This is a genomic window from Sphingopyxis terrae subsp. terrae NBRC 15098 (genome assembly GCF_001598815.1).
GTDB lineage: Bacteria > Pseudomonadota > Alphaproteobacteria > Sphingomonadales > Sphingomonadaceae > Sphingopyxis > Sphingopyxis terrae.
Map to the genome: position 1 here is coordinate 23,774 of NZ_BCZQ01000015.1, position 22,423 is coordinate 46,196.

Annotated in this window: 22 protein-coding genes; 13 read left to right on the forward strand and 9 right to left on the reverse strand. The window is 66.8% G+C overall.

Annotated features, from left to right (window positions below; all coding sequences use genetic code 11):
* Positions 1–98 precede the first annotated feature (98 nt).
* From STE01S_RS09680 to STE01S_RS09700, 5 genes are all read right to left on the reverse strand, one after another.
* The gene (locus STE01S_RS09680; RefSeq protein WP_062767359.1) at positions 99–1,691 is read right to left on the reverse strand and encodes a DUF1963 domain-containing protein; all 1,593 of its coding nucleotides are present in this window, start codon (positions 1,689–1,691) and stop codon (positions 99–101) included.
* Between the two features lie 96 nt (positions 1,692–1,787).
* Positions 1,788–2,786, reverse strand: coding sequence for a ferrochelatase (gene hemH / locus STE01S_RS09685; RefSeq protein ID WP_062767361.1), 999 nt, complete (start codon positions 2,784–2,786; stop codon positions 1,788–1,790).
* Positions 2,783–5,071 (reverse strand): xanthine dehydrogenase family protein molybdopterin-binding subunit, encoded by a 2,289-nt coding sequence (locus tag STE01S_RS09690; RefSeq protein ID WP_062767363.1) that lies wholly within the window; start codon positions 5,069–5,071, stop codon positions 2,783–2,785. The genes hemH and STE01S_RS09690 overlap by 4 nt, the downstream gene beginning before the upstream one ends.
* 52 nt (positions 5,072–5,123) lie before the next feature.
* Positions 5,124–5,546, reverse strand: a complete 423-nt coding sequence (locus tag STE01S_RS09695) for a CoA-binding protein (protein ID WP_062767365.1) — start codon at positions 5,544–5,546, stop codon at positions 5,124–5,126.
* A complete protein-coding gene (locus tag STE01S_RS09700) occupies positions 5,546–6,523 on the reverse strand; it encodes an Mrp/NBP35 family ATP-binding protein (RefSeq protein ID WP_062767367.1) in 978 nt (325 codons plus the stop codon). The genes STE01S_RS09695 and STE01S_RS09700 overlap by 1 nt, the downstream gene beginning before the upstream one ends.
* Before the next feature lie 92 nt (positions 6,524–6,615).
* Between STE01S_RS09700 and hflK the strand changes: the two genes are divergently transcribed.
* From hflK to STE01S_RS09725, 5 genes are all read left to right on the forward strand, one after another.
* Positions 6,616–7,788: a protease modulator HflK gene (gene hflK, locus STE01S_RS09705; RefSeq protein WP_082813294.1), complete on the forward strand. Its 1,173-nt coding sequence runs from the start codon at positions 6,616–6,618 to the stop codon at positions 7,786–7,788.
* Positions 7,788–8,639 carry a protease modulator HflC gene (gene hflC / locus STE01S_RS09710; protein ID WP_003042000.1) on the forward strand — a complete coding sequence of 284 codons (852 nt, stop codon included), beginning with the start codon at positions 7,788–7,790 and terminating at the stop codon, positions 8,637–8,639. Before hflK ends, hflC begins: the two co-directional genes overlap by 1 nt.
* A gap of 127 nt (positions 8,640–8,766) precedes the next feature.
* Positions 8,767–10,266 (forward strand): Do family serine endopeptidase, encoded by a 1,500-nt coding sequence (locus STE01S_RS09715; protein ID WP_003041997.1) that lies wholly within the window; start codon positions 8,767–8,769, stop codon positions 10,264–10,266.
* A 120-nt stretch (positions 10,267–10,386) separates the two neighbouring features.
* Positions 10,387–10,755 carry a VOC family protein gene (locus STE01S_RS09720; protein ID WP_062767369.1) on the forward strand — a complete coding sequence of 123 codons (369 nt, stop codon included), beginning with the start codon at positions 10,387–10,389 and terminating at the stop codon, positions 10,753–10,755.
* Between the two features lie 125 nt (positions 10,756–10,880).
* Complete coding sequence (locus STE01S_RS09725) at positions 10,881–12,389, forward strand: serine hydrolase domain-containing protein (protein WP_062767371.1); 1,509 nt, start codon at positions 10,881–10,883, stop codon at positions 12,387–12,389.
* Here the strand turns inward: STE01S_RS09725 and STE01S_RS20375 are convergent.
* Positions 12,386–12,547: a hypothetical protein gene (locus STE01S_RS20375; RefSeq protein WP_156000993.1), complete on the reverse strand. Its 162-nt coding sequence runs from the start codon at positions 12,545–12,547 to the stop codon at positions 12,386–12,388. The two genes, STE01S_RS09725 and STE01S_RS20375, sit on opposite strands and share 4 nt — an antisense overlap.
* A gap of 103 nt (positions 12,548–12,650) precedes the next feature.
* Between STE01S_RS20375 and STE01S_RS09730 the strand changes: the two genes are divergently transcribed.
* From STE01S_RS09730 to STE01S_RS09760, 7 genes are all read left to right on the forward strand, one after another.
* Positions 12,651–13,571 carry a LysR substrate-binding domain-containing protein gene (locus STE01S_RS09730; RefSeq protein WP_062767375.1) on the forward strand — a complete coding sequence of 307 codons (921 nt, stop codon included), beginning with the start codon at positions 12,651–12,653 and terminating at the stop codon, positions 13,569–13,571.
* Positions 13,568–14,305, forward strand: coding sequence for a tRNA (guanosine(37)-N1)-methyltransferase TrmD (trmD, locus tag STE01S_RS09735; protein WP_003041989.1), 738 nt, complete (start codon positions 13,568–13,570; stop codon positions 14,303–14,305). Before STE01S_RS09730 ends, trmD begins: the two co-directional genes overlap by 4 nt.
* A gap of 4 nt (positions 14,306–14,309) precedes the next feature.
* Positions 14,310–14,687, forward strand: coding sequence for a 50S ribosomal protein L19 (rplS, locus tag STE01S_RS09740; RefSeq protein WP_003041987.1), 378 nt, complete (start codon positions 14,310–14,312; stop codon positions 14,685–14,687).
* 108 nt (positions 14,688–14,795) lie between these two features.
* The gene (locus tag STE01S_RS09745; RefSeq protein ID WP_003041985.1) at positions 14,796–15,821 is read left to right on the forward strand and encodes an aspartate-semialdehyde dehydrogenase; all 1,026 of its coding nucleotides are present in this window, start codon (positions 14,796–14,798) and stop codon (positions 15,819–15,821) included.
* A gap of 186 nt (positions 15,822–16,007) precedes the next feature.
* Positions 16,008–16,787, forward strand: coding sequence for a dimethylarginine dimethylaminohydrolase family protein (locus STE01S_RS09750; protein ID WP_062767377.1), 780 nt, complete (start codon positions 16,008–16,010; stop codon positions 16,785–16,787).
* 49 nt (positions 16,788–16,836) lie between these two features.
* Complete coding sequence (locus STE01S_RS09755) at positions 16,837–17,445, forward strand: hypothetical protein (protein WP_062767379.1); 609 nt, start codon at positions 16,837–16,839, stop codon at positions 17,443–17,445.
* A 60-nt stretch (positions 17,446–17,505) separates the two neighbouring features.
* Positions 17,506–18,240, forward strand: a complete 735-nt coding sequence (locus tag STE01S_RS09760; protein WP_062767381.1) for a DUF4336 domain-containing protein — start codon at positions 17,506–17,508, stop codon at positions 18,238–18,240.
* Positions 18,241–18,261: 21 nt separating this feature from the next.
* Here the strand turns inward: STE01S_RS09760 and STE01S_RS09765 are convergent, their stop codons facing one another.
* Genes STE01S_RS09765 through STE01S_RS09775 form a run of 3 tightly spaced genes read right to left on the reverse strand, consistent with a single transcriptional unit; the run spans position 18,262 to position 21,447 of the window.
* Positions 18,262–19,851 (reverse strand): MDR family MFS transporter, encoded by a 1,590-nt coding sequence (locus STE01S_RS09765; RefSeq protein WP_062767383.1) that lies wholly within the window; start codon positions 19,849–19,851, stop codon positions 18,262–18,264.
* Between the two features lie 10 nt (positions 19,852–19,861).
* On the reverse strand, positions 19,862–20,995 hold the full coding sequence (locus STE01S_RS09770; RefSeq protein WP_062767385.1) for an HlyD family secretion protein: 1,134 nt from the start codon (positions 20,993–20,995) through the stop codon (positions 19,862–19,864).
* On the reverse strand, positions 20,995–21,447 hold the full coding sequence (locus STE01S_RS09775; RefSeq protein ID WP_062767387.1) for a MarR family winged helix-turn-helix transcriptional regulator: 453 nt from the start codon (positions 21,445–21,447) through the stop codon (positions 20,995–20,997). The genes STE01S_RS09770 and STE01S_RS09775 overlap by 1 nt, the downstream gene beginning before the upstream one ends.
* Positions 21,448–21,576: 129 nt before the next feature.
* On the opposite strand from STE01S_RS09775, the gene STE01S_RS09780 reads away from it, so the two are divergent.
* Positions 21,577–22,224 (forward strand): 2-hydroxychromene-2-carboxylate isomerase, encoded by a 648-nt coding sequence (locus tag STE01S_RS09780; RefSeq protein ID WP_062767426.1) that lies wholly within the window; start codon positions 21,577–21,579, stop codon positions 22,222–22,224.
* The last annotated feature ends 199 nt before the right edge of the window (positions 22,225–22,423 follow it).

Genomic DNA, 22,423 nt, shown 5'->3' on the forward strand with positions numbered 1-22,423 from the left:
TCTCCCACACAATCTTGCTTCGTTTTTGATTAGGGCGCGCGCGAAGCCGCCGCAAGTTGACCGGAACGTCAATCGCACGGCTTTGCGGCGGAAGTTTTTCAGTTTCCGGTCAGCGCCTTCAGGGCGGCGAAATTTCCGACGGCGAGATCGGCCTTGCGGATCGCGAGGATCAGGCTGGCGCCCTGCGCGGGCGCCATGCCGGTCAGGACGCTCGCGGGCAATTCGACGAGCATCGCGTCGCGCTCCTCGTCGAAGCCGGGCGCATAGTGGCGCGGCTGCCCGCCCACGAGAGGCGCTTCGGCGGCGGCGAGTGCGGCCCAGACGGGCTCGAACAGCGCGCGGGCCGGGGCCGAAAGCGAATCGGGGTCGGCGCACCAACGATGGCGCGCATGATCGAAAAGCAGCGCGCGATAGTCGCTGACCCACAGATCGGCATCCGGATGGTGGCGCGTCAGCGGCAAAATGACCGTTTCGGTGCGGTCTTCGCCGCTTTCGGCGTCGCTTTCGACCACCACCCGCGACCAGTGGATCGCGTGCAGCGCGGTCATCACCGCGGTCGCGTCGGACGCCGAAAAGCCGGCCTGCCCGGCGCTTTCGTCGATGATCGCCAATATCTCGCGCGCGCGCTCGGCCGCGTCGCGGTTGGTTGCGGCGGCATCGGCCAGCGCCTCGGTCAGTTCGTCGCTTGCGTCGGGCGGCGGCGGCGTACCGGTTTCGAGTGCGGGAAGCCGGGGGGCGAGCAGCGCCGCCAGCGCGGTCATCGTCGGCCAGTCGAACGGATGAAAGGCAGGGTCGGCAAGATCATAGCCCGTGGCCGCGAAAAAGGCGTCGGCGGCGTCCATCCCGGCCGGTGTGGCAGGCGCATCGGGACCGCGGACGTCGACCGCCCATTCGGGAAAGGCCCGCACCGCGAGGCGATGCAGCGCATCGTCATCGAGCCCGGCGGGACGGAAATAGGCGCGGCCGACGGGCTTGGGCGCCGCGCGTGGCGGTCCTGCCTCGGGCAGATGGAGCGCCGTCGCCGCGCCCGTTTCGGGATGGGCGAAAAAGGCGAGCGCCCCGGTGCGCGGCCCCAGCCCGTCCCAGAGTCCGGCAGGCAGGTCGGAGCAGGCGATCTGTGCGATGAAGTCGGCATCGGTGCCCTCGATCCGCGGCCAGGGCATTGCGTCCGGCAGACGCGGACGTCCGCCAATCCAGTTGCGCGTCAGGATCGCGTCGCGCGGCGGGATTTGCGCAACCAACCGCGCCTGCCCGGCAGGCACGGCATGACCGGGCGCGGGACTGTCCGCGATGGGCGACGGCTCCGGTGCGGCATGGGCCTGCGCCTCGACCGCCTGAACCTGTGCCGCAAGCATCGCCTCGATCGGTTCGGGCGGCAGGGCGTCTGGCGGCGATTCGGTTTCGGCGGCTATCGGAGCCACCTCGGTCGGCGGTTCGTCGTCGGGCAACGGATCATAGACCGGCTGGGCGCGCAGCCGCGCGAGGCGCGCGGGCGCGATTTCGACCGGCTCGATTTCGGGTTCGGCGCGGCGCGGCAGCCGCGGCATGCGGATTTCGCGCGGCATTTTGGGGCTCTTGGGCAGCGTAACCTGCGGGCGGGGGCGGCGTATCCACCAGACGATGGCGACGGCGAGCAGAAAGGCCAGGGTCAGGCCGGCGAGCGTCATGGCTGCCCGGTCGAGTTCGCTCATCGCATGTCTCCGCGCGGGTGCCGGCGCAACATGCCGGAAGCCGCTGGAAACAGAGCTTAAGGCGCAGAGTTAAACAGGAGGTAAGCGCCCGCTATTTCAATGCCATCCGGTGAGTTCGCGCCGCACCAGCGCCTCGAGCATCGCCATCCCCGGCGGGGTGTCGTTGAGGCAGCCAAGATAGGCGAAGTCGCGCCCACCCGCCGCCTCGAACTGTTCCTTGCCGCGGATCGCGAGCTCTTCGAGCGTTTCGAGGCAATCGGCCGAAAAACCCGGCGCGAAAATCGCCACGCGGCGCCCCTCGCGGCCGAGCCGTTCGAGCAGCGCGTCGGTCGCGGGTTCGAGCCACTTGGCGCGTCCGAAACGCGACTGGAAGGCAATCTCGACCGGCCGCCCGATCGCTTCGGACAGCAACCGCGCGCTCTTCACGCACTGGCAATGATAAGGGTCGCCCAGATGCAGCGTCCGTTCGGGCATGCCGTGAAAACTGGCGACGAGCGTATCGGGCGCGAAATCGAGCGCGGCGACCCCCGCCTCGACCGACGCGGCAAGCGCCGCGATATAAGCGGGATCGTCGTGATAGGGGGGCAGGAAACGCAGCGTGGGTTGCCAGCGCAGGCGCGCAAGATGCGCGCCGACCGCATCGACCACCGTTGCCGTCGTCGCGGCGCAATATTGCGGATAGAGCGGGGCAATCAGGATACGGCGGCACCCTTCGCCGACAAGTTCGTCGATCGCGCCGCCGATTGCCGGAGCGCCATAGCGCATCGCCCAGGACACGCGGACATCGTCGCCGAGCGCCGCCTGCAACGCTCCGGCCTGGCGCCGGGTGATCGCGGCGAGCGGCGAGCCTTCGTCGGTCCATACCTGCGCATAGGCGTGGGCCGATTTCTTCGGTCGCGTGTTGAGGATGATGCCGCGCAGGATCGGTTGCCACAGCAGCGACGGAATTTCGACGACGCGCCGGTCGGACAGGAACTCGCGCAGATAGCGGCGCACCGGACCCGGCTTGGGCGCGTCGGGGGTGCCGAGGTTGACAAGCAGCACGCCGATACGCGGCGCGGGCACCGCGGGATGGGTTGCGGGACGATCGATCATAGCGGGTCGGGCGATAGCGGAATGCGGCGGATACGGCGACCCGTTGCGGCGAACATCGCATTGGCGATCGCCGGCGCGACGACGGGCACGCCGATTTCGCCGACGCCGCCGGGATCGCGGTCGCTGTCGATGAACTCGACGACGATCTGCGGCACTTGCGACAGGCGGGGCAGGCCGAGCTGGCCGAGCTTGCGCGCGGTCGCGACGCCGCCTTCATAATCGGTCGTTGCGCCGACCGCGGCGGCGAGGCCGAAGACCAGGCCGCCCTCGATCTGCTGGCGTGCGATCGCCGGATTGACGAGCCGCCCGGCGTCGACAACGGCGACGAGCTGTTCGACCTGCAGCCCCCGGTCGCTGGGCCGCGCGGTGGCGACGAGCGCGATGTGGCTACCGCGCATCGAATGGCAGGCAAGGCCCTGTGCCGTGCCCGACAGGCCCCCCTCCCACCCCGCAAGGCTGGTCGCGGTGAGCAGGCAGCGGGCGAGCAGCGGCGCCTGTCCAAGCATCGCCATCCGGTACGACAGCGCGTCCGAACCGGCGCGCGCCGCCATTTCGTCGATGAAACATTCGGTGAAGAAGGCGGTGTAGCTGTCGGCGTTGCCGCGCCAGCGCGCGGTTGGCAGGCCGATATCGGCGGGGCAATGATCGACCGCGAAATGACGGAAATTATAGGGTCCGCCCGCGCCCTCGACCGCTGCGGCGTCGGGCGTTCCTGCCGCCTCGCGCTGCGCGACGTCGGCCGGGGTCCCGTCGAACAGCCGGGCGCGGAATTCATGGTTGGTCGACGGCACCGCGATCCGCGCGACAAGCGCGTCGATCCCGCCCGCGGCGTCGAGCGTCGCATAGATTTTGGCGCGCGCGGGCGCGCGCGGAATGTCGCGCATGATTTCCTCGGCGCGCGACCAGGCGAGCTGCACCGGGCGCTTAATCTGCGTCGCGATGATCGCCGCCTGCACCGCGACGCTGTGATCGAGGCAGGCGTCGAACGATCCGCCCGCCATCATCGGGAACAGCGTCACCTTGCCCGGCGGCAATCCGACTGCCCGCGCGACCGCTGCGCGGCACTGTGCGGGCGCCTGCGTCGCAACCCACAGGCGCAGCCGGTCGCCATCGGGGGCGGCGGTTGCGGTGCGCGTCTCGATCGGCGCATGAAGCGCGGGCGCGACGGCGTAATGCGCCGAAATCTTCGGGCGCCCTTCCATCGCCTCGGCGACGTCGCCCTTTTTGACGATGCGATAGCCATCGGCTTTCAGTGCGGCCTTCAGCGCCTTGTCGATGCCGGCGCTCGAAATCGGCGGACCGGTGGTTTCGAACTGCGGTGCGAAGCGGTCGAGCGCGCGATTCGCGGCCCACCAGTTGCGCGCGACGGTCGCGATCCAGCGGTCGTGCAGCACGATGTCGAGCAGGCCGGGCGACGCCATCCCCGCCTTGCGGTCGATGCTCTTGAGCCGGGTGGCGCCGAACGGTCCCTGGCGTATCGCGGCGAAGACCATGTCGGGAAGGCGGATGTCACCGGCGAAATTGGCCGAGCCGTCTACCTTTGCCGGCAGGTCGAGCCGCGTCAGTTCCTTGCCGTAGAGCGGGTCATTGTTGTTGGCGCGATAGACGGGTTCGGCGGGCGGATCGAGCGTTGCGGCCACCGCCGCGACGTCGCCGAAGCGCAGCTTGCGGTTCTTCCAGGTGACGAAGCCGTCCTGCGTGTCGCAATCCTGCCAATCGGCGTCCCACCGCTTCGCCGCGGCCATCATCAGCAGCGTGCGGGCCTGCGCCGCGGCGTCGCGGCACGGCCCCTCGAACATGCGGACCGACGAGCTGTTGGCAGTCAGCATCACCGCATGGCGCACCGCCCATTCGCGTCGGACCCAGCTACGCACGTCGGCGACGACATCGGGCACCAGCGCGCGCGGCATGAAGGTGGCGCTATCCTCGTCGACGAGCAGTGTGTTGGTATAGAGCGGGCTGATCGGCGCGGTTTCGACCGCGATGGTGCGCCAGTCGGCGCCTAGCTCGTCGGCAATGATCTGCGGCAGTAGCGTGGTGACGCCCTGCCCCATTTCGCATTGCGGCACGATGACGGCGATATGCCCGTCGTCGCCGATCTTCAGAAAGGCGTTGAAGATATGTTCGTCGGGCGCAGCGGTCAGATTGGGCGCATAGTGACGCGGCCAGAATGACCAGGCCAGCGCAAGGCCGCCCGCCGCGGTGGCGCCGACGAGCAGCGACCGGCGGCTGACATGCGGCAGGCGCGATTTCTTGGTCCCCACTTTGTCCCGAATGCCGGTCATCCCCGCTGCTGATAATCGCGGCGAGTCGGCGACGCAAAGCCTTTCGTCGGGGCTAGCGCAGCAAGCCCAGCCGGGGAATCTCGATCTTGGGGCAGCGGTCCATGACGACGACCAGGCCGGCCTTGTCGGCGCGCCGTGCCGCGGCTTCGTCGATGACGCCGAGTTGCATCCACACCGCTTTCGCGCCGTGAACGATCGCATCGTCGACAGCGGCGCCCGCGTCGGCGCTGTTGCGGAAGATATCGACGATCTCGGCCGCCGGCTCGACGTCGGCGAGCGTCGCGACGACGGGCGCGCCGTGGATCGTCTTGCCGGCATGGCCGGGATTGACCGCAATCACGTCATGCCCCTGCGCGGCCAGGAAGGCGAGAACGCCGTTCGAGGGGCGTGCGGGGTTGGGCGAGGCGCCGACGATGGCGATGCGCCGCGGCCGTTCGAGCAGGGCACGAATTTCAGCCTCGTCGTTGATCGCCATCATATGCCCTTTCGTGCCGCGAGCCACGCCGCGACCTTCGCGGCTATCGCGTGGAACGGCTCGCCCAGCGGATCGGTTCCAGCGGCGGGCGGGACGCCGCCGTCGCTCGCGAGGCGGATGCCCATCGACAGTGGTACGCGGCCGAGAAAATCGAGCTCCATCTCCTTCGCCGCCGCCTCGGCGCCGCCGCTTCCGAACGGGTCGCTGACCTCACCGCAATGCGGGCAGGCATAGCCGGCCATATTCTCGACGACGCCGATGATCGGCACCTCGGCCTGCTCGAACAGCGACACGGCGCGCGCCGCGTCCATCAGCGCCAGATCCTGCGGCGTCGAGACGACGACCGCGCCGGTGGGCTTGTGCTTCTGGATCATCGTGAGCTGGACGTCGCCGGTGCCGGGGGGCAGGTCGACGACGAGCGTGTCGATATCGCCCCAGCTTGCGTCGATCAGCTGTTCGAGCGCGCGGCCGGCCATCGGGCCGCGCCAGGCGATGGCCTGACCCGGGGCGGCGATCTGGCCGGTCGACAGCATCGGAACGCCATAGGCGCTCTGCACCGGCGAGAGCTTGGATCCGCGCGCTTCGGGCTTCACGCCCTCGCTATCCATCAGGCGCGGCTGCGACGGACCGTAGATGTCAGCATCGACCAGTCCGACCTTCACACCGGCGCGGCGCAGCGCGACGGCAAGATTGGCGGCAAGCGTCGATTTGCCGACCCCGCCCTTGCCGCTGCCCACCGCGATGATCGTCATCGCCTTGCGTTCGGCGGTCATGGCGACGCGGACGCTGGTGACGCCGGAACGGGCGAGCAGGCCCGCGCGGAGCTTTTCCTCGAGCGGCTTGCGGTCGTCTTCGGCGAGCCCGGTGACGTCGAGCACGATCGCGAGCGTGCCCTGATCGTCGAGATAGCGAAGCCCCGACGTGCGGCCGCCGGTCAGATCGGTGGCGAGACTGGCAAGGATGGCGATATCGGTCATGTCCGCGGCAGATAGGGATAAGCGGGGCGATTGCCACCCATTTTCGCCTGGCCCCCCTGTTAATCGCGCGCGCCGCCCCTATAAAAGCATTCATGAGCAACAAAAGTGATGGCAGCATGGGAGGCCGCGCCCCGCAGGGAGTGCGGCAATTTTTCCATCAGATTGCGCTGATGGCGAACAGTCCGTGGGGCAATGGCCCGAAGGATAACGGCGATGGCGATGACCGGTCGGGTCCGCGCAATCCGTGGGTGACGCCCGATCCCGCCGACGGACTGCGCGGGCGCAAGCCGCGCGGCCCCTCCGCACTCGACGAACTTCTGCGCAAGGGACGCGGCGGCTTCGGCGGCGGCGGTTCGGGTGGCGGCGGCGGCAATTTGCAGATGCCCGAATCGGCCCGGCCGTGGAAATGGGGCGTTGGCGCCCTCGTCGCGGTGTGGTTCCTCTTTTCCTCCTTCCACATCGTGCCGCCCGAAAAGGAAGGCGTCGTCACCCGGCTCGGCAGCTATTCGCGCACCGTCGGCCCCGGCGTGAAATTCACCTGGCCGGCGCCGATCGAGCGCATCCGGATGGAAGACGTGCGCGCGATCCGCACGATGCAGGTCGGCTCGCCCAATGCGAGCGACGAGAATTTCGTCCTTACCCGCGACCAGAGCATCGTCGATCTGGCTTATGAAGTGCGCTGGTCGATCCGCGACCCCGAACTCTATATCTTCCAGCTCGCCGATCCCGACGGCACAATCCGCGAGGTCGCCGAAAGCGCGATGCGCGCGACGGTCGCCAATTTCGACCTGGTGCAGGCGATCGGTCCCGGTCGCGTCGAGATCGAGACGCAGGTTCAGCAGCGCATGCAGGCCCTGCTCGATCAATATCGCGCCGGCGTGACAATCCAGGGCATCGCGATCCGCCAGGCCGATCCGCCGAAGCAGGTCGACGAGGCGTTCAAGGAAGTGACGGCGGCACGGCAGGAACGCGAATCGTCGATCAACCTGGCACGCGCCTATGAACAACAGGTGCTCGAACGCGCACGCGGTGACACCTCGGCGTTCGACAAGATTTACGAACAATATAAGCTGGCACCGGGCGTGACCCGCAAGCGGCTATATTATGAAACGATGGAGAATGTTTTGTCGAACGTCGACAAGGCGATTGTCGAGGCGCGCGGCGTCACCCCCTATCTGCCGCTGAGCGAAGTCCAGCGGCGCGCGCGCGCGGCGTCCGACGCCGCGTCCGACGCCGCGTCCGATGCGGCGAAGGGAGGCCAGTGATGTTCGAATCGATCACCCGCCACCCGATGCGGCTGCTCGTCGGCCTCGTCGCCATACTCGTCATCCTGTCGCAAACGCTGGCGATCGTTCCCGAAGACAAGCAGGCGCTGATCCTGCGCTTCGGCGAAATCGAGCGCACGGTGAACCGCTACAAGCCGAACGAGGAATTCGGCCGGTCGGGTGCGGGCCTTGTCCTGCGCGTGCCGTTCACCGATGGGATCCAATATATCGATAAGCGCATCCTGGGCATCAACATGGAGCGCCAGCAGGTGCTGTCGACCGACCAGCAACGGCTGCAGGTCGATGCCTTCGCACGCTTCCGCATCACCAACCCGGTGCGCATGTACACCGCGATCCGGACCGAGGATAAATTGCAGCAGCAGCTTGCGACGATCCTCGGCTCGTCGCTGCGCAACGAACTGGGCAAGCGGACCTTCGCGACCCTGCTCTCGCCCGAACGCGGTGCGGTGATGGACAATATCCAGGTCGCGCTCAATCGCGAGGCGCACAAATATGGCGCCGAGATCATCGACGTGCGGATCAAGCGCGCCGACCTCCCCGAAGGCGCGACGCTGCAGGCGGCCTATGACCGCATGCGCACCGCGCGCCAGCAGGAAGCGATCGCGATCCGCGCCGAAGGGCAGAAGGAAGCACAGATCATTCGCGGTAACGCCGATGGCGAAGCCGCGCGCATCTATGCCGCCAGCTTTGGCAAGGATCCCGAATTCTACGATTTCTATCGCGCCATGCAGAGCTATCGTCAGACATTCCTGGGTGAGAATAACAAGGGCGGAACGTCGATCATCATGTCGCCCGACAATGAATATCTGAAGCGCTTCAGCGGCGGATAGGGGCCGGACGGCGGATGAACCGGACGTGCAGTCGCCGTTCATGTTCAATTGCCGTTCAGCCGCACGGCCCCAAATGAAGCCTGCCGGGGTCCTTGGGTTTTTTCGCAAGAGAGAAGGATTTGCGATCGTGCGTTATGTTTATGGCATCACTTCGGCTTTGCTGGTGGGTGGCACAGCGCTCGCGCTCGTCACCCAGTCGCCCGTTATCGCGCAGGTCGCGCAGAACGAGCGCAGCGAAATCGCGAAGGCGGTTCCGCGCGCCGGCGCGCCCGAAAGCTTCGCCGACCTGGTCGAGCAGCTGCAGCCCGCAGTGGTCAACATCTCGACCAAGCAGGAAGTTACGCTGGGCGTCCGGCTCGATCCGTTCGCGGGAACGCGCGAACCGGTCACGCAGGAACAGCAGGGCGGCGGTTCGGGCTTTCTGATCTCCGACGACGGCTATATCGTCACCAACAACCATGTCGTCACCGGCGGCCCGCGCGGCGAGCAGGTGAACCAGGTCACGGTGACGCTGACCAACGGCAAGGAATTTCAGGCCAAGATCGTCGGCCGCGACGTCGCCTCCGACCTCGCGCTGCTCAAGATCGACGCGACCGGCATGCCGTTCGTGAAATTCGGCGACAGCGGCAAGGCGCGCGTCGGCGACTGGGTGGTCGCGATCGGTAACCCGCTCGGCCTCGGCTCGACCGTCACCGCGGGCATTATCTCGGCGGTGCAGCGCAATATCGGCAGTGGCGGCGCTTATGACCGCTACATCCAGACCGACACGGCGATCAATCGCGGCAACTCGGGCGGTCCGCTGTTCGACCTGCACGGCAATGTCGTCGGCATCAACAATATGCTGATCTCGCCCGTCGGCGCGAACATCGGCGTAAATTTCGCCATCCCGGCCGATGCGGCGATCCCGGTGATCAACGCGCTGCGCGCCGGCGAGCGCGTCGAGCGCGGCTATCTGGGCATCGGCATTGCGCCTGTCGGCGAGGATATGGCGGCGGCACTCGGCCTGCCCAAGGATCGCGGCGAATTCGTCCAGCGCGTCGAGGATGACGGTGCCGCGGCGAAGGCGGGGATCAAGCGCGGCGACGTCGTGACCAAGGTCAACGGCAAGGATGTGACGCCGCAGCAGACGCTGTCCTACATCGTCGCGAACACCAAGCCGGGGACGCGTATCCCGATCGAGGTCGTGCGTGACGGCAAGACGATGACGCTCAACGCCGTCGTCGGAACGCGTCCGCCCGAAGACCAGCTCGCGGGCAATGATTTCGACCCCGAAGACGATCAGGCGACGCCGGATGACAACAGCGGCAGCGTTTCCGACAAGGCGGTCCAGGACAATCTGGGCCTGGCGGTGCAGACGCTGACCCCCGACATCGCGCGCGCCGTCGGCGTCGATGCCTCGACCAAGGGCCTCGTCATCGGCGCCGCGTCGAGCAACAGCGATGCCGGCCGCAAGGGCCTGCGCCGCGGCGACGTGATCCTCAGCGTCAACCGCACCCCGGTCACGACGAGCGAGGGCCTGGCCAAGGCGGTGGCGGAAGCGAAGAAGGCTGGCCGCGACGCGGTGCTGATGGAAATCCTCCGCCGTGGCGGTCCGTCTGCCTTTATCGCGATCCGCATCAAGCCGTAATCGCGCGGCATCTTCAGCGTTTCAAAGGGGCGCCCGGATATGGTCCGGGCGCCCTTTTCTTTGCTTGCCGCACGTATTGTTCCTGATATGTTCTTTCTTCAACGAATCGGGAGACGACCAATGATCGGATATGTGACGCTCGGCACCAATGACCTTGCCAAAGCGGCGGTTTTTTACGACGCGATCGCCGCCGAACTGGGCGTGCCGCGAATGATGGAATTCGACAATTTCATCGCCTGGGGCAAGGAAGGCGGCGGCGCGGGCATCGGCCTGACCAAGCCATTCGACGGCAACGCCGCAACGGTCGGCAATGGCGTGATGGTGGCGCTGGAGGCCAGCGACACCGATCAGGTCCAGCGCCTCTATGATATTGCGCTGGCGCATGGCGGCAGCGACGAAGGCGCCCCCGGTCCGCGCGGCGAAGGCTTTTACGCGGGCTATTTTCGCGACCCCGACGGCAACAAGCTTAACGCGTTCGTCATGGGGTGACGACGCGTCGGCGACGCGCACGGGCGTTGCAGCCATAGCCAGTCCTAACGGCCGGCCGCGGCGGATTGCCGCTGTACCGGCCGGCTGTTAGCCTGCGGCGCTCGTCCGTTTGCGAAAGGATCGTCATGCGTTGGAAATCGGCCGTTGGTGTCGCGGCGATGCTCGGCTGTGCGTCGCCTGCGATCGCGCAGGAAAGCGCGGGGCAGAGCGTCGATGAGGTCGCGCCTCAGATCGACGCGCTCTTTGCCCGCTATCAGGCCGATCAGCATATCCCGGGCCTCGTCTATGGCATCGTGCAGGACGGCAAGCTCGTCTATCTGAAGGGGCGCGGGGTCCAGGATGTGACGACCGGAACGCCGGTCGACGGCGATACGCTGTTCCGGATCGCCTCGATGACCAAGGCCTTCACCGCGCTGGCAGTGCTCAACCTGCGCGACCAGGGCAAGCTGCGGCTCGACGATCTGGCCGAAGATTATGTCCCCGAAATGAAGCACTGGACCTATCCCACCGCGGACAGTCCGCGCATCCGCGTGCGCGATTTGCTCCACCATGTCGCGGGGTTCGTCACCGACGATCCGTGGGGCGACCGCCAGCAGATATTGTCGCAGGATGATTTCACGAAGATGCTGGCCGCCGGCGTCCCGTTCACACAGGTGCCGCAGAGCCGGTTCGAATATTCGAACTTCGGCTATGCCCTGCTCGGCCGCATCGTCGCCAATGCATCGGGAATGCCCTATGCCGACTATGTCCGCATCACGATCCTCCGCCCGCTTGGGATGGATGCGAGCGGCTATGACGTGACGCGCGCGCCGCGCGCACATTATGCCCGCGGCTATCGCTGGGAAGGCGAGGCGTGGGTGCCCGAACCCGAAATGGCCGACGGTGCTTTCAACAGCATGGGCGGGCTGCAGGTCAGCGCGAGGGATTATGCCAAATGGGTCGCCTTTCTGCTGTCGGCGTGGCCGCCACGCGATGATCCCGACGCGGGGCCGATCCGGCGCGCGACGGTGCGCGAGATCGCGCAGGGCCTGAACTTCGTCTCGCTGGCGACGCGCGCCGGCGCGAGGGGGGAGACGGCGTGCAAGCAGGCCGCGGCCTATGGTATGGGCTGGCGCGTCGCGCAGGACTGCGACCTCGGGCTCACCCTGTCGCACGGCGGTGGCTATCCGGGCTATGGCAGCCATGTGATGCTGATGCCCGACTTCGGCGCCGGCGTCTTTGCGCTGTCGAACCGCACCTATGCCGGGCCGTCGGCGCCCGCCTGGGACACGGCGGTGGCGATGGAGAGGGCGGGATTGCTCAAAGACCGGTCAGTGCCGGTGACGTCCGACATGGTCGCGATGATCGCGGTGGCGCGCGCGGTCTATGACGCGGGCGACCTGACGCCGATGCAGGACCGGTTGGCGATGAACTTCCTGATGGACCGCTCGGCGGCGCTATGGGCGAAGGATCTGGCGGCGCTGAAAGATCAGCTGGGCGCATGTCCGACCGCCGAGCCGCCGGTCGCGCGCGGCGCGCTGGGGGCGGTGTTCCGGCTCAATTGCGAACACGGCAGGCTCGACGGTCAGATTCTGTTGGCGCCGACGCATCCGCTGACGGTTCAGGCCCTGCGCCTCCGGTCGGCACGCGATTAGCTCGCGGGGCGAACCGGAGCCGCTTTGGCCGCGCCGCGCGGGCGCCGGGCGAAAAGCGGCTTCAAGGCAGCACCGAGCTGCGCGAAGCCGCGGTCGAGGTCGGCGCTGAAGCGCGCATGATCGGCGTTCCAGCTCCGCATCCAGATTTCATCCATCATCGTCTGTCTCCATCGGTTGCGATAGGGTGCAGATGCGCCTTCGCTGGCGCCTTCGCCAATTAAAGCTTTGCACCGAGTTATAAGTTTGCCTTATACTCCGGCGATGCCGAAGCTGCCGCCCCTCGCTGCCGTCCGCGCCTTTGAATCGGCTGCAAGGCTGGAAAACTTCTCGCGCGCCGCCGAGGAGCTGGGGATGACGCAGGCGGCGGTCAGCTATCAGGTCCGCCAATTGGAAGACCGGCTCGGCCGCGCGCTGTTCGTGCGCGAGAAGGGGCGCGTGCGGCTATCGGAGACCGGGCAACGCGTGTTTCCCGCGATCCGCGCCGCCTTTGCCGCGATGCACGATGCCTTCGCTGCACTTGGCAGCGACGAGACCGACGTGCTGACGATCAGCGCCGTGACGAGCTTCGGCGGCGCGTGGCTGAGCGCGCGTATCGGCCGCTTCCAGCTCGCGTACCCCGACCTTGCCGTGCGCATGTCGATGAGCAACGATCTGGTCGACTTCGACGCGTCGAACGTCGATGTTGCGATCCGCCTTGGAATGGGGCCGTGGCCCGGCCTGCGCAGCGACTTTCTGATGCGCCAGACGCTGGCACCGCTCGCCGCACCATCGTTCATCGCCGAGCATGCGATCCGCGAACCCGCCGATCTGCTGCGCGTCCAGCGGCTCGCCCCGAACGACAGCTGGTGGGCCGACTGGTTTGTCGCCGCGGGGGTCGCGACTCCGCTGGCGCCATCGCGCCTTGGCATCGAGCTCGACAGCCAATTGCAGGAAGCGAGCGCGGTGCAGGCGGGCTTCGGGGTCGCCATGATGACCCCGCTGTTCTGGCAGGCCGACCTTGCCAGCGGCCGGATGGTCCAGCCCTTCGATACGCTCTATGCCGCCGATGCCGGCCTGTGGCTCGTCCACCGGGAAAATCGCGTCGGGGTGCGCAAGATCGAGCGCTTCCGCGAATGGCTGCACGCCGAATTGAAGAAGGATCGCCACCTGCTGCCCGAGGCGCTATGGCAGCCGCCGTCATGACCTTCACCGCCGTCCCGCTCACGCTCTATCCCGACATGTTCCCCGGTCCGCTGGGGCACAGCATGGCGGGACGTGCGCTCGAAAGCGGGACATGGGCGTGCGCGCCCGTCCAGATCCGCGATTTTGCCACCGACCGGCACCGCACCGTCGACGATACGCCCGCGGGCGGCGGCGCCGGCATGGTGCTGAAGGCCGATGTCCTCGGCGCTGCGATCGATCATGCGACGGCGGCGCATCCGGGGTTGCCGCTGCTCGCCATGACCCCGCGCGGTGCGCCGGTCACGCAGAAGCGCGTGCGCGACCTTGCCGCGGGTCCGGGGGCGATCATCCTGTGCGGCCGATTCGAGGGTTTCGACGAACGCATCTTCGACGCACGGCCGATCGAGCAGCTTTCGATGGGCGACATCGTGCTTTCGGGCGGCGAGATGGGGGCGCTGATGCTGCTCGACGCTTGCATTCGGCTGCTTCCCGGCGTAATGGGCGCGGCTTCAAGCGGCGACGACGAATCGTTCGAGAACGGTTTGCTCGAATATCCGCACTATACCCGGCCCGTCACATGGGAAGGGCGCACGATCCCCGAAGTGCTGCGATCGGGGGATCATGCGAAGATCGCCGCCTGGCGGAAACAACAGGCGCAAGATCATACACGGTTACGCAGGCCGGACCTTTGGGAGCGTCATGAGGACGCTCGGGCCCGACCTGCCTCTGGCGCGCGGCAAAAGAAGAAGGACTAGAGGCATGAACCTCATCCAGACGATCGAAGCCGAAGAAATTGCCAAGGCCGGCAAAGAGATTCCGACGTTCCGCCCCGGCGACACGCTGCGCGTCGGCGTGAAGGTGGTCGAAGGCGAACGCACCCGCGTCCAGAATTTCGAAGGCGTGTGCATCGCGCGCTCGAACAAGGGCATGGGCTCGAACTTCACCGTGCGCAAAATGTCGTTCGGCGAAGGCGTCGAGCGCGTCTTCCCGCTTTATTCGCCGAACATCGATTCGATTACCGTCGTCCGCAAGGGCGCCGTGCGCCGTGCGAAGCTCTACTATCTGCGGGGCCGCACCGGTAAATCGGCTCGTATTGCGGAGCGCCGCGATTACCGGTCGGAAGCCGGCGAAGGCTGAGGAGAGGTTTCTCCCCACAAAGCCGAAACAGCTTTCCAGAACGACCGGTTCCGCCAAAGCGCAGAACCGGTCGTTTTTCATTTCACGCCAAGACAAAGGACATATTTCATGGGTTACCGGATCGTCGTCGCTGGTGCGACGGGCAATGTCGGACGCGAAGTCCTCGCCATCCTCGCCGAACGCGAATTTCCGATCGCCGAACTGGCGGCGGTCGCGTCGTCGCGCAGCCAGGGCGACGAAGTCGAGATCGGCGATACCGGCAAGACCGTGAAATGTCAGAATATCGAGAATTTCGACTGGTCGGGCTGGGACATGGCGATTTTCGCCATCGGCAGCGACGCGACCGCGATTCACGCGCCCAAGGCTGCGGCCGCCGGCTGCGTCGTGATCGACAACTCGTCGCTCTATCGCATGGACCCCGACGTGCCGCTGATCGTGCCCGAGGTGAACCCCGACGCGATCGACGGCTATACCAAGCGCAACATCATCGCGAACCCGAACTGTTCGACCGCGCAGATGGTCGTCGCGCTGAAGCCGCTGCACGATGCGGCGAAGATCAAGCGCGTCGTCGTTTCGACCTATCAGTCGGTGTCGGGCGCCGGCAAGGCGGGGATGGACGAGCTGTGGAACCAGACGCGCCAGATCTTCGTTGGCGACGAAAAGGACATCAAGAAGTTCACCAAGCAGATCGCCTTCAACGTCATTCCGCACATCGATAAATTCCTCGACGACGGATCGACGAAGGAAGAATGGAAGATGGTCGCCGAGACGAAGAAGATCCTCGATCCGAAGATCAAGGTCACCGCGACCTGCGTCCGCGTTCCCGTCTTCGTCGGCCATTCCGAAGCCATCAATATCGAGATGGAGAAGGAACTGCCCGCCGAGGAAGCGCAGCGCATCCTGCGCGAGGCGCCGGGCGTCATGCTGGTCGATAAGCGTGAGGACGGCGGATATATCACCCCCGTCGAATGCGTCGGCGACTATGCGACCTTCGTCAGCCGGGTGCGCGACGACAGCACCGTCGACAATGGCCTGAACCTCTGGTGCGTCAGCGACAACCTGCGCAAGGGCGCGGCGCTGAATGCGGTGCAGATCGCCGAACTGCTCGGCCGCCGGCACCTCAAGAAGGGCTGATCCTGTTATCCTCCCTGTCGCGCAGCGATGGGGAGGTGGCAGCCCGAAGGGCTGACGGAGGGGCTTTGACGCCGGTGCGCTCGCGGCCCCTCCACCATCCGCATCGCGGACGGTCCCCCTCCCCACCGCTGCGCGGCAGGGAGGATTGCCTTGGCGAGATCGGGGCATCCGGACTATGCCCGTGACATGACCGCGCCCTTCGCTTTCACCCACGCGCTTTGCCGGACCCCGGCGCCGTCGGCCGTCAACGGCATCCGCGCGGGCGGCGGCCCCGATCCCGAGCTGGCGGGGATCATGGCCGAGCATGCCGCCTATGTCGCCGCGCTGCGCGAGCTGGGGCTGACGGTCGATGTCCTGCCGCCGCTCGATGCCTTTCCCGATGCCCTGTTCGTCGAAGACGTCGCGCTGACCTTTGCCGAAGGCGCGATCCTGCTCCGTCCCGGTGCGCCGAGCCGCGCGGGCGAGGCCGCGCATATCCGCGCCGCGCTCGCCGAACTTCACGACCGCGTCCTTGAACTGGCCGGGCCGGGACATGTCGACGGCGGCGATGTGCTGCGCCTTGCCGATCGCGTGATCATCGGCCTGTCCGACCGTACCGACCGGGCGGGCGCCGAAACGCTGACTGCGCTGCTCGGCGAGCTCGGCCACCGCGCGCAGATCGCGCAGACCCCGCCCGGCGTGCTGCATTTCAAGACCGGCTGCGGCCTCGTCGACGACCGCACCGTGCTCGCCGTCCCCGCCATGCGCGACTGCCCCGAATTTGCGGGGCTGGAGGTGGTGCTGACGCCGATGGGCGAAGAAGACGCGGCGAATATCCTGCGCGTCCGCGACACGGTGCTGGTCGGCGCGCGCTGGCTTGCGACGCAGGCGCTGCTGGCGGCGCGCGGCGTCCCGTTCCGCGCGCTGCCCACCGATCAGATCGCGCGGATCGACGCCGGGCTCAGCTGCATGTCGCTGCGCTGGTAATCGCCCCGCGCTCTGGCGTATAGCGACGCGTCCCCTTCGGAGTCCTGCCATGCGCAAGCTGCCCGCCCTTGTCCTCCTCGCGCTGCTTGCGGCGTGCAAGCCCGCCGCCGAAAAACCGGCCGCCGACGACCGCCCGCCGGTCGTGCCCGACGTGCCCGAGGCCAAGCTCGACGGTCCGGCCGCGGCGTCGCTGTCGGTCGCGCTCGACGGGGCGGGGCTGCGCTTCATCGACAAGACCAGCGGCAAGGCCAGCCTGCTCGCGTTTGGCACCCCGCGCAAACAGGCCGAAGAGGCGTTGGCGCGTGTCGCGGGGGTGGTCGACGACCGCAGCGACAATGACGAGTGCGGCGCGGGGCCGATGCAATTTTCGCGCTTCGATGCGATGACGCTCAATTTTCAGGACGACAAGTTCGTCGGCTGGTTTCTGGGCGACGAGGCGGGCGCCGATTTCTATTCGACGGTCAGCGGCATCGGTATCGGCACGACGCGCGCCAAGGCATCCGCATCGACCACCGTCGTCGATCACAAGGACAGCACGCTGGGCGAGGAGTTCAGCCTGGGCACCGGCGATGCAGCGATCGGCGGCATGTTCGCGGAGCCGGGCCAGGATGCGAAGATCGAGGCGCTGTTCGCTGGCGCCAATTGCTTCTTCCGTTGACAGTCACGCGGATCGCCGGCGAGATTTGATCGACGGCGTTGCCGGGGCTAGTCTGCCGCCATGTCGGCTTTCCTTCCCTATACGCCGCTCAACACGCCCAAAGCCTTTGGTGACCAATTGTGGATCGTCGATGGTCCCGAAATCCGCATGGATTACGGGCCGACTTCGATCCCCTTTCCAACCCGGATGACGATCGCGCGGCTTGCCGACGGCACGCTGTGGGTTCATTCGCCGATCGCTCCCGACAAGGACCTGCTTTCCGCCATCGACCGCCTCGGCCCGGTCGCCTGGCTGATCGCGCCGAACAGCCTTCATTATTGGTATGTGGCCGACTGGCAGGCGATCTATCCCGGCGCGCGAACGCTCGCGGTGCCCGATCTCGCCACGCGCGCGAAGCGGCCTTTCCGCATCGACGCGACGCTCGACAGCGAGGCGGCGGTGCTGCCCGAAGAGCTGGAGACGGTTTTCGTTCCGGGCACGCTGGTCAATGAAGCGGTGTTTTTCCACCGGCCCTCGCGCACCGTCGTGCTGACCGACCTGATCGAGAATTTTGAGCCGCAGCGGATACGCAGCTGCCTTTATCGCGGGCTCGTCCGCCTATCGGGCGCAGCGCATCCCGACGGCAAGGCGCCGATCGACCTGCGGCTGACCTTCTGGCCGCGCCGCGCGCGTGTTCGCCGGGCGGTCGCTGCGATATTGGGCTGGGATTGCGAGCGTGTCGTGATGGCGCACGGCTTGCCATATGAGCGGGACGGCGCCGCCGAGCTTCGGCGTGCCTTGCGCTGGGCCTGCTGACGCGGCGCTGGCGCGACCCTGTCAGTGCCCCATGTCGGCGGCCGAAGCCTGGGCCGCGCCGGGCCTGGGCGGACGCAGCAGGACGACGAGCGGCACTGCCGCGAGCGTGACCCACATCATCAGCCAGAAATCGTCGATATAGGCGACCATCGCCGCCTGCCGGTTGATTTCGCCATTGACCATCTGCATCGCGACGTCGCCGATGATGCCGAAGCGGTCGGCGGTCGAGGGATCGACGAGGCTGACCGAGCTGTTGGTGACATGGGCGACCAGATCCTGGTGGCTGGTCTGCGTATTCGATCCGAGCAGCGTCGTGACGACCGAAATGCCGACCGACGCGCCCATGCTGCGGAACAGGTTGAGCAGGCTCGACCCGTCGGTGCGGAACCGCATCGGGATCGTGGCAAAGGCCATCGTGTTGAGCGGGATGAAGATCAGCCCCATCCCCAGCCCCTGCACCAGCCCGCTGACGACCACGGGCCCGGTGCCCATCATCAGCGACCATTGGCTCATCTGATAGAGCGAATAGGCGGCGATCAGCAGTCCCGATCCGACCATCCAGCGCGCGTCGATCTTGCCGAGCAGGCGCCCGGCAACCCACATGCTCATCAGGATGCCGATCCCGCGCACCGCGAGCACCAGCCCGGTATCGATCACCGGCCAGCCGAACAGGCGTTGCAGCATCGGCGGCAGCAGCGCCATCGACGAAAACATGACGACCCCGATCACGATCATGAAGCCCATGCCCATGACGAGGTTGCGATCGGCGAGCATCTTGCGGTTGAACAGGGTCACCGGCGCGGTGAGCAGGTGGATGAGGAACATCCACAGGCAGGCAACCGAAACGCCGAGTTCGATCCAGATTTCGGCACTCTCGAACCAGTCCTGCTGCGCACCGCGGTCGAGCATCAGCTGCAGCGCAGCGAGGCCGAGCGCGAGCATCGAGAAGCCGAACAGGTCGAACTTGCGCTCGCGGGTGTGCGTCCGCGGCAGCAGCGCCCACATCAGCACCAGCGTGATCAGCCCGACGGGCAGGTTGACGTAGAACACCCAGCGCCAATTCGCCGATTCGGTGAGCCAGCCGCCCAGGATGGGCCCCAGAATCGGGCCGATCATGATCCCCATGCCCCAGATCGACATCGCCCGCGCGTGCCGTTCGGGCGGGTTGATGTCGAGCATTACCGATTGCGACAGCGGGCTGATGAAGGCGGCGGCGATCCCCTGCAGGAAGCGGAACGCAACCATCTCCTCGAGATTCTGCGCGGCGCCGCACGCCATCGAGGTCAGGACGAAGCCGACGATCGCCGCAAGGAATAATTGCCGCCGTCCGATCCGGTCGGCGAGCCAGCCGGTGATCGGCATCGCCACTGCCGAGGCGATGATATAGCTGGTGAGAACCCAGTTGACCGTCTCGCTCGTCGCGCCGAGCGCGCTTTGCATATGCGGGATCGCGACATTGGCGATGGTCGTGTCGAGAATCTGCATCACCGACGCGCCCATCACCGCCACCGTCAGCAGGCCGCGATAGCGCACCTGCTGATAAAGCGGGATCGACGCATCGACCGGTTGCGCCGCACTGGGCGACCGGCGGGGAAGGGCGCGGCTCGCCATCGGCCCGCCCCTATTTCGCGGTGATCACTTTGACGTCGGCGGACAGGCCGGCGATCATGTCGCGCGACGGCTTTTCGTCGAGCGCGATGCGCACCGGCACGCGCTGCGTCACCTTCACCCAGTTGCCGGTCGCATTCTGGGCGGGGAGTACCGAAAATTCGCTACCCGTCCCCGCACCGATGCTTTCGACATGGCCGCGCACCTTGAGCCCCGGATAGGCGTCGAAGCGGATCTCGGCGCGCTGGCCGACGCGCATGTCGGCAAGGTCGGTTTCCTTGAAATTGGCCTCGACATAGGGGTGCAGCGTATCGACGAGCGTCACCGCGGGGAGCCCCGCCACCATCATCTGGCCGAGTTGCAGCCGGTCCGACTGGGCGATGCGCCCGGCGCTCGGCGCGCGCACTTCGGTACGGCCGAGGTTGACCTGTGCCTGCGCGCGCTGGACCTTTGCCGATTCGACCTCGGGATTCACCCCGCTGCCGCCGGTGGCGAGCTTGGCGCGCGCCTCGGCGGCGTCGGCGCGGGCCTGCGCAAGGCCGGCGCGCGCCTGTTCGACCGCATGTTTCGAGGCGTCATAGGCCGCCTTGGTGGTGAAGCCCTTTTCCATCAGCGCCGCCTGCCGCGCGAAATTGGATTCGGCAAAGCCCACCGCTTCCTGTGCCGCCTTGATGTCGACGCCGGTCGCGGCGAGGCTGGCCGACAGATTGCCGACATTGACCTTGGCCGCGTCGATCGCGGCATTCGCCTGCGCCACCGTCAGTGCATAGGGTTCGCCGTCGATGCGAAAAAGCAGCTGACCCTTGTCGACCATCTGGCCGTCGCGCACCGCAACCTCGGTGATCCGGCCGCCAACCTCGGCGGCGATCGATACCTTGTCCATCTGGACATAGGCATTGTCGGTCGACACCGCGCCGCCGCTCGTCAGCCAGTACCAGCCGCCGCCGACGAGCAGCGCCAGCGGCACGCCGAACATCAACAGGCGGGTGCGCCAGCCCGGCTTGCGGGCCTCGTCGGTTTCGGCCTCGGGCGCGGGCGGCACGGGATCGGCCTTGGGTTTCGCCTTCGGCACCGAAACCTCTTCGCCCGTGGGAGCGGCGGGAGCGGTGGGCGCGGCGGCAGGACGGGAGGGGGAGAGCTGATCCATCACATTGTCTCTTTTGTCGGTTCCTTGCCGCATTCGCGGCGCGAAAGATTGGCGCGGACGCGCTCGACCAGCTCGATGAGCTGCGCGCGTTCGGCTGCGCTGAGCCCCTCGGTCGCCTCTTCGGTCAGCGCATCGGCGATGTCGCGCATGCCGCCGACGATCGCGCCGGTGCGCGGCGTCAGATACAGTCGCCAGGCGCGGCGGTCGGTCGGATCGGCGCGGCGTTCGACCAGCTCCGCCTCGACCAGCCGGTCGACCATGCGCGACAGGGTGATCGGTTCGACCTCGATCAGTTCGGCGAGCGGCCCCTGCCGGATCCCCTCGTGCCGCTTCAGATAGCTGATCAGCCGCCACTGGAGCGCGGTGATTCCGCTGTGTTTCGTGCGCGCGTTGAAGGCGCGGCGAAACAGCCGCGCGGTGTCGTTGAGCAGGAAACCGATCGTCTCACTCATGGCATGCGATATAATAGCAACTGCTATAATATTCAATGACGATTATGCTGCATGTGCGAAGCATCTGATTTGGAGCAAAAAATTGCCGTTTCGCTTGCGCGGCGCCGCATTTTTTGCAGGATGCCGCGCATGAGTCTGTCTGCTGATCTTTTCTGGTCCTTCCGCTCGCCCTACAGCTATCTGGCGATCGGCCGCTACCGCGCGCTGATGGCGAGCCACGATGTGACGATCAACCTGCGCCCGGTCTATCCGCTGGCCGTGCGCCAGCCCGACTTTTTCGAGCGCAACCACCCCAATTGGCTCAGCTACACGATGCGCGACATGATCCGCGTCGCGCAGTTCCACGGCATCCCCTTCGGGCCGCCGCGTCCCGACCCGATCGTCCAGAATGTGATGACGCGCGAGATCGCCGCCGAACAGCCCTATATCTACCGCCTCACCCGGCTGGGGCAGGCGGCGTCGCGGCGCGGCAAGAGCCTGGCCTTTTGCGACGAGGTGGCGCAGCTCATCTGGGGCGGCGCGCAGGACTGGCACCTCGGCGACCATCTGGCGGGCGCGGCAAAGCGCGCGGGGCTCGACCTTGCCGAACTCGATGCCGAGGCGCAAAGCGACGCCGAAACGCTCGACCAGGAAATCGCCGCCAACCAGGTCGCGCTCGAAATCGCTGGCCATTGGGGCGTGCCGACATTGGTGTTCGAAGGCGAGCCCTTCTTCGGACAGGACCGCATCGAAATGGCGAAGTGGCGCATGGAACAAAAGGGGCTGCGGCCGCGATAGACGGAGCGCGCGGTTGCGGGCGGCCGGCTTCAGTCTGGAAACGACCGATTGCGGTCGTTCGATCGTCTTCGTCATCCCGGACTTGATCCGGGATCCATTCTTCCAACGTCGCGCGAATGGATCCCGGATCAAGTCCGGGATGACGAAGGTATGAAAGTCCTGCGTCGATGTTGTGTACCCCGGCGAAGGCCGGGGTCCA

Coding starts and splice junctions, on each gene's coding strand:
- STE01S_RS20375 (WP_156000993.1), bottom strand. CDS start 12,547: ATGATGGATGAAATCTGGATGCGGAGCTGGAACGCCGATCATGCGCGC.
- STE01S_RS09760 (WP_062767381.1), top strand. CDS start 17,506: ATGTCGGCTTTCCTTCCCTATACGCCGCTCAACACGCCCAAAGCCTTT.
- hemH (WP_062767361.1), bottom strand. CDS start 2,786: ATGATCGATCGTCCCGCAACCCATCCCGCGGTGCCCGCGCCGCGTATC.
- STE01S_RS09725 (WP_062767371.1), top strand. CDS start 10,881: ATGCGTTGGAAATCGGCCGTTGGTGTCGCGGCGATGCTCGGCTGTGCG.
- rplS (WP_003041987.1), top strand. CDS start 14,310: ATGAACCTCATCCAGACGATCGAAGCCGAAGAAATTGCCAAGGCCGGC.
- STE01S_RS09770 (WP_062767385.1), bottom strand. CDS start 20,995: ATGGATCAGCTCTCCCCCTCCCGTCCTGCCGCCGCGCCCACCGCTCCC.
- STE01S_RS09730 (WP_062767375.1), top strand. CDS start 12,651: ATGCCGAAGCTGCCGCCCCTCGCTGCCGTCCGCGCCTTTGAATCGGCT.
- trmD (WP_003041989.1), top strand. CDS start 13,568: ATGACCTTCACCGCCGTCCCGCTCACGCTCTATCCCGACATGTTCCCC.
- STE01S_RS09775 (WP_062767387.1), bottom strand. CDS start 21,447: ATGAGTGAGACGATCGGTTTCCTGCTCAACGACACCGCGCGGCTGTTT.
- hflC (WP_003042000.1), top strand. CDS start 7,788: ATGTTCGAATCGATCACCCGCCACCCGATGCGGCTGCTCGTCGGCCTC.
- hflK (WP_082813294.1), top strand. CDS start 6,616: ATGAGCAACAAAAGTGATGGCAGCATGGGAGGCCGCGCCCCGCAGGGA.
- STE01S_RS09690 (WP_062767363.1), bottom strand. CDS start 5,071: ATGACCGGCATTCGGGACAAAGTGGGGACCAAGAAATCGCGCCTGCCG.
- STE01S_RS09765 (WP_062767383.1), bottom strand. CDS start 19,851: ATGGCGAGCCGCGCCCTTCCCCGCCGGTCGCCCAGTGCGGCGCAACCG.
- STE01S_RS09695 (WP_062767365.1), bottom strand. CDS start 5,546: ATGGCGATCAACGACGAGGCTGAAATTCGTGCCCTGCTCGAACGGCCG.
- STE01S_RS09700 (WP_062767367.1), bottom strand. CDS start 6,523: ATGACCGATATCGCCATCCTTGCCAGTCTCGCCACCGATCTGACCGGC.
- STE01S_RS09745 (WP_003041985.1), top strand. CDS start 14,796: ATGGGTTACCGGATCGTCGTCGCTGGTGCGACGGGCAATGTCGGACGC.
- STE01S_RS09750 (WP_062767377.1), top strand. CDS start 16,008: ATGACCGCGCCCTTCGCTTTCACCCACGCGCTTTGCCGGACCCCGGCG.
- STE01S_RS09680 (WP_062767359.1), bottom strand. CDS start 1,691: ATGAGCGAACTCGACCGGGCAGCCATGACGCTCGCCGGCCTGACCCTG.
- STE01S_RS09780 (WP_062767426.1), top strand. CDS start 21,577: ATGAGTCTGTCTGCTGATCTTTTCTGGTCCTTCCGCTCGCCCTACAGC.
- STE01S_RS09720 (WP_062767369.1), top strand. CDS start 10,387: ATGATCGGATATGTGACGCTCGGCACCAATGACCTTGCCAAAGCGGCG.
- STE01S_RS09755 (WP_062767379.1), top strand. CDS start 16,837: ATGCGCAAGCTGCCCGCCCTTGTCCTCCTCGCGCTGCTTGCGGCGTGC.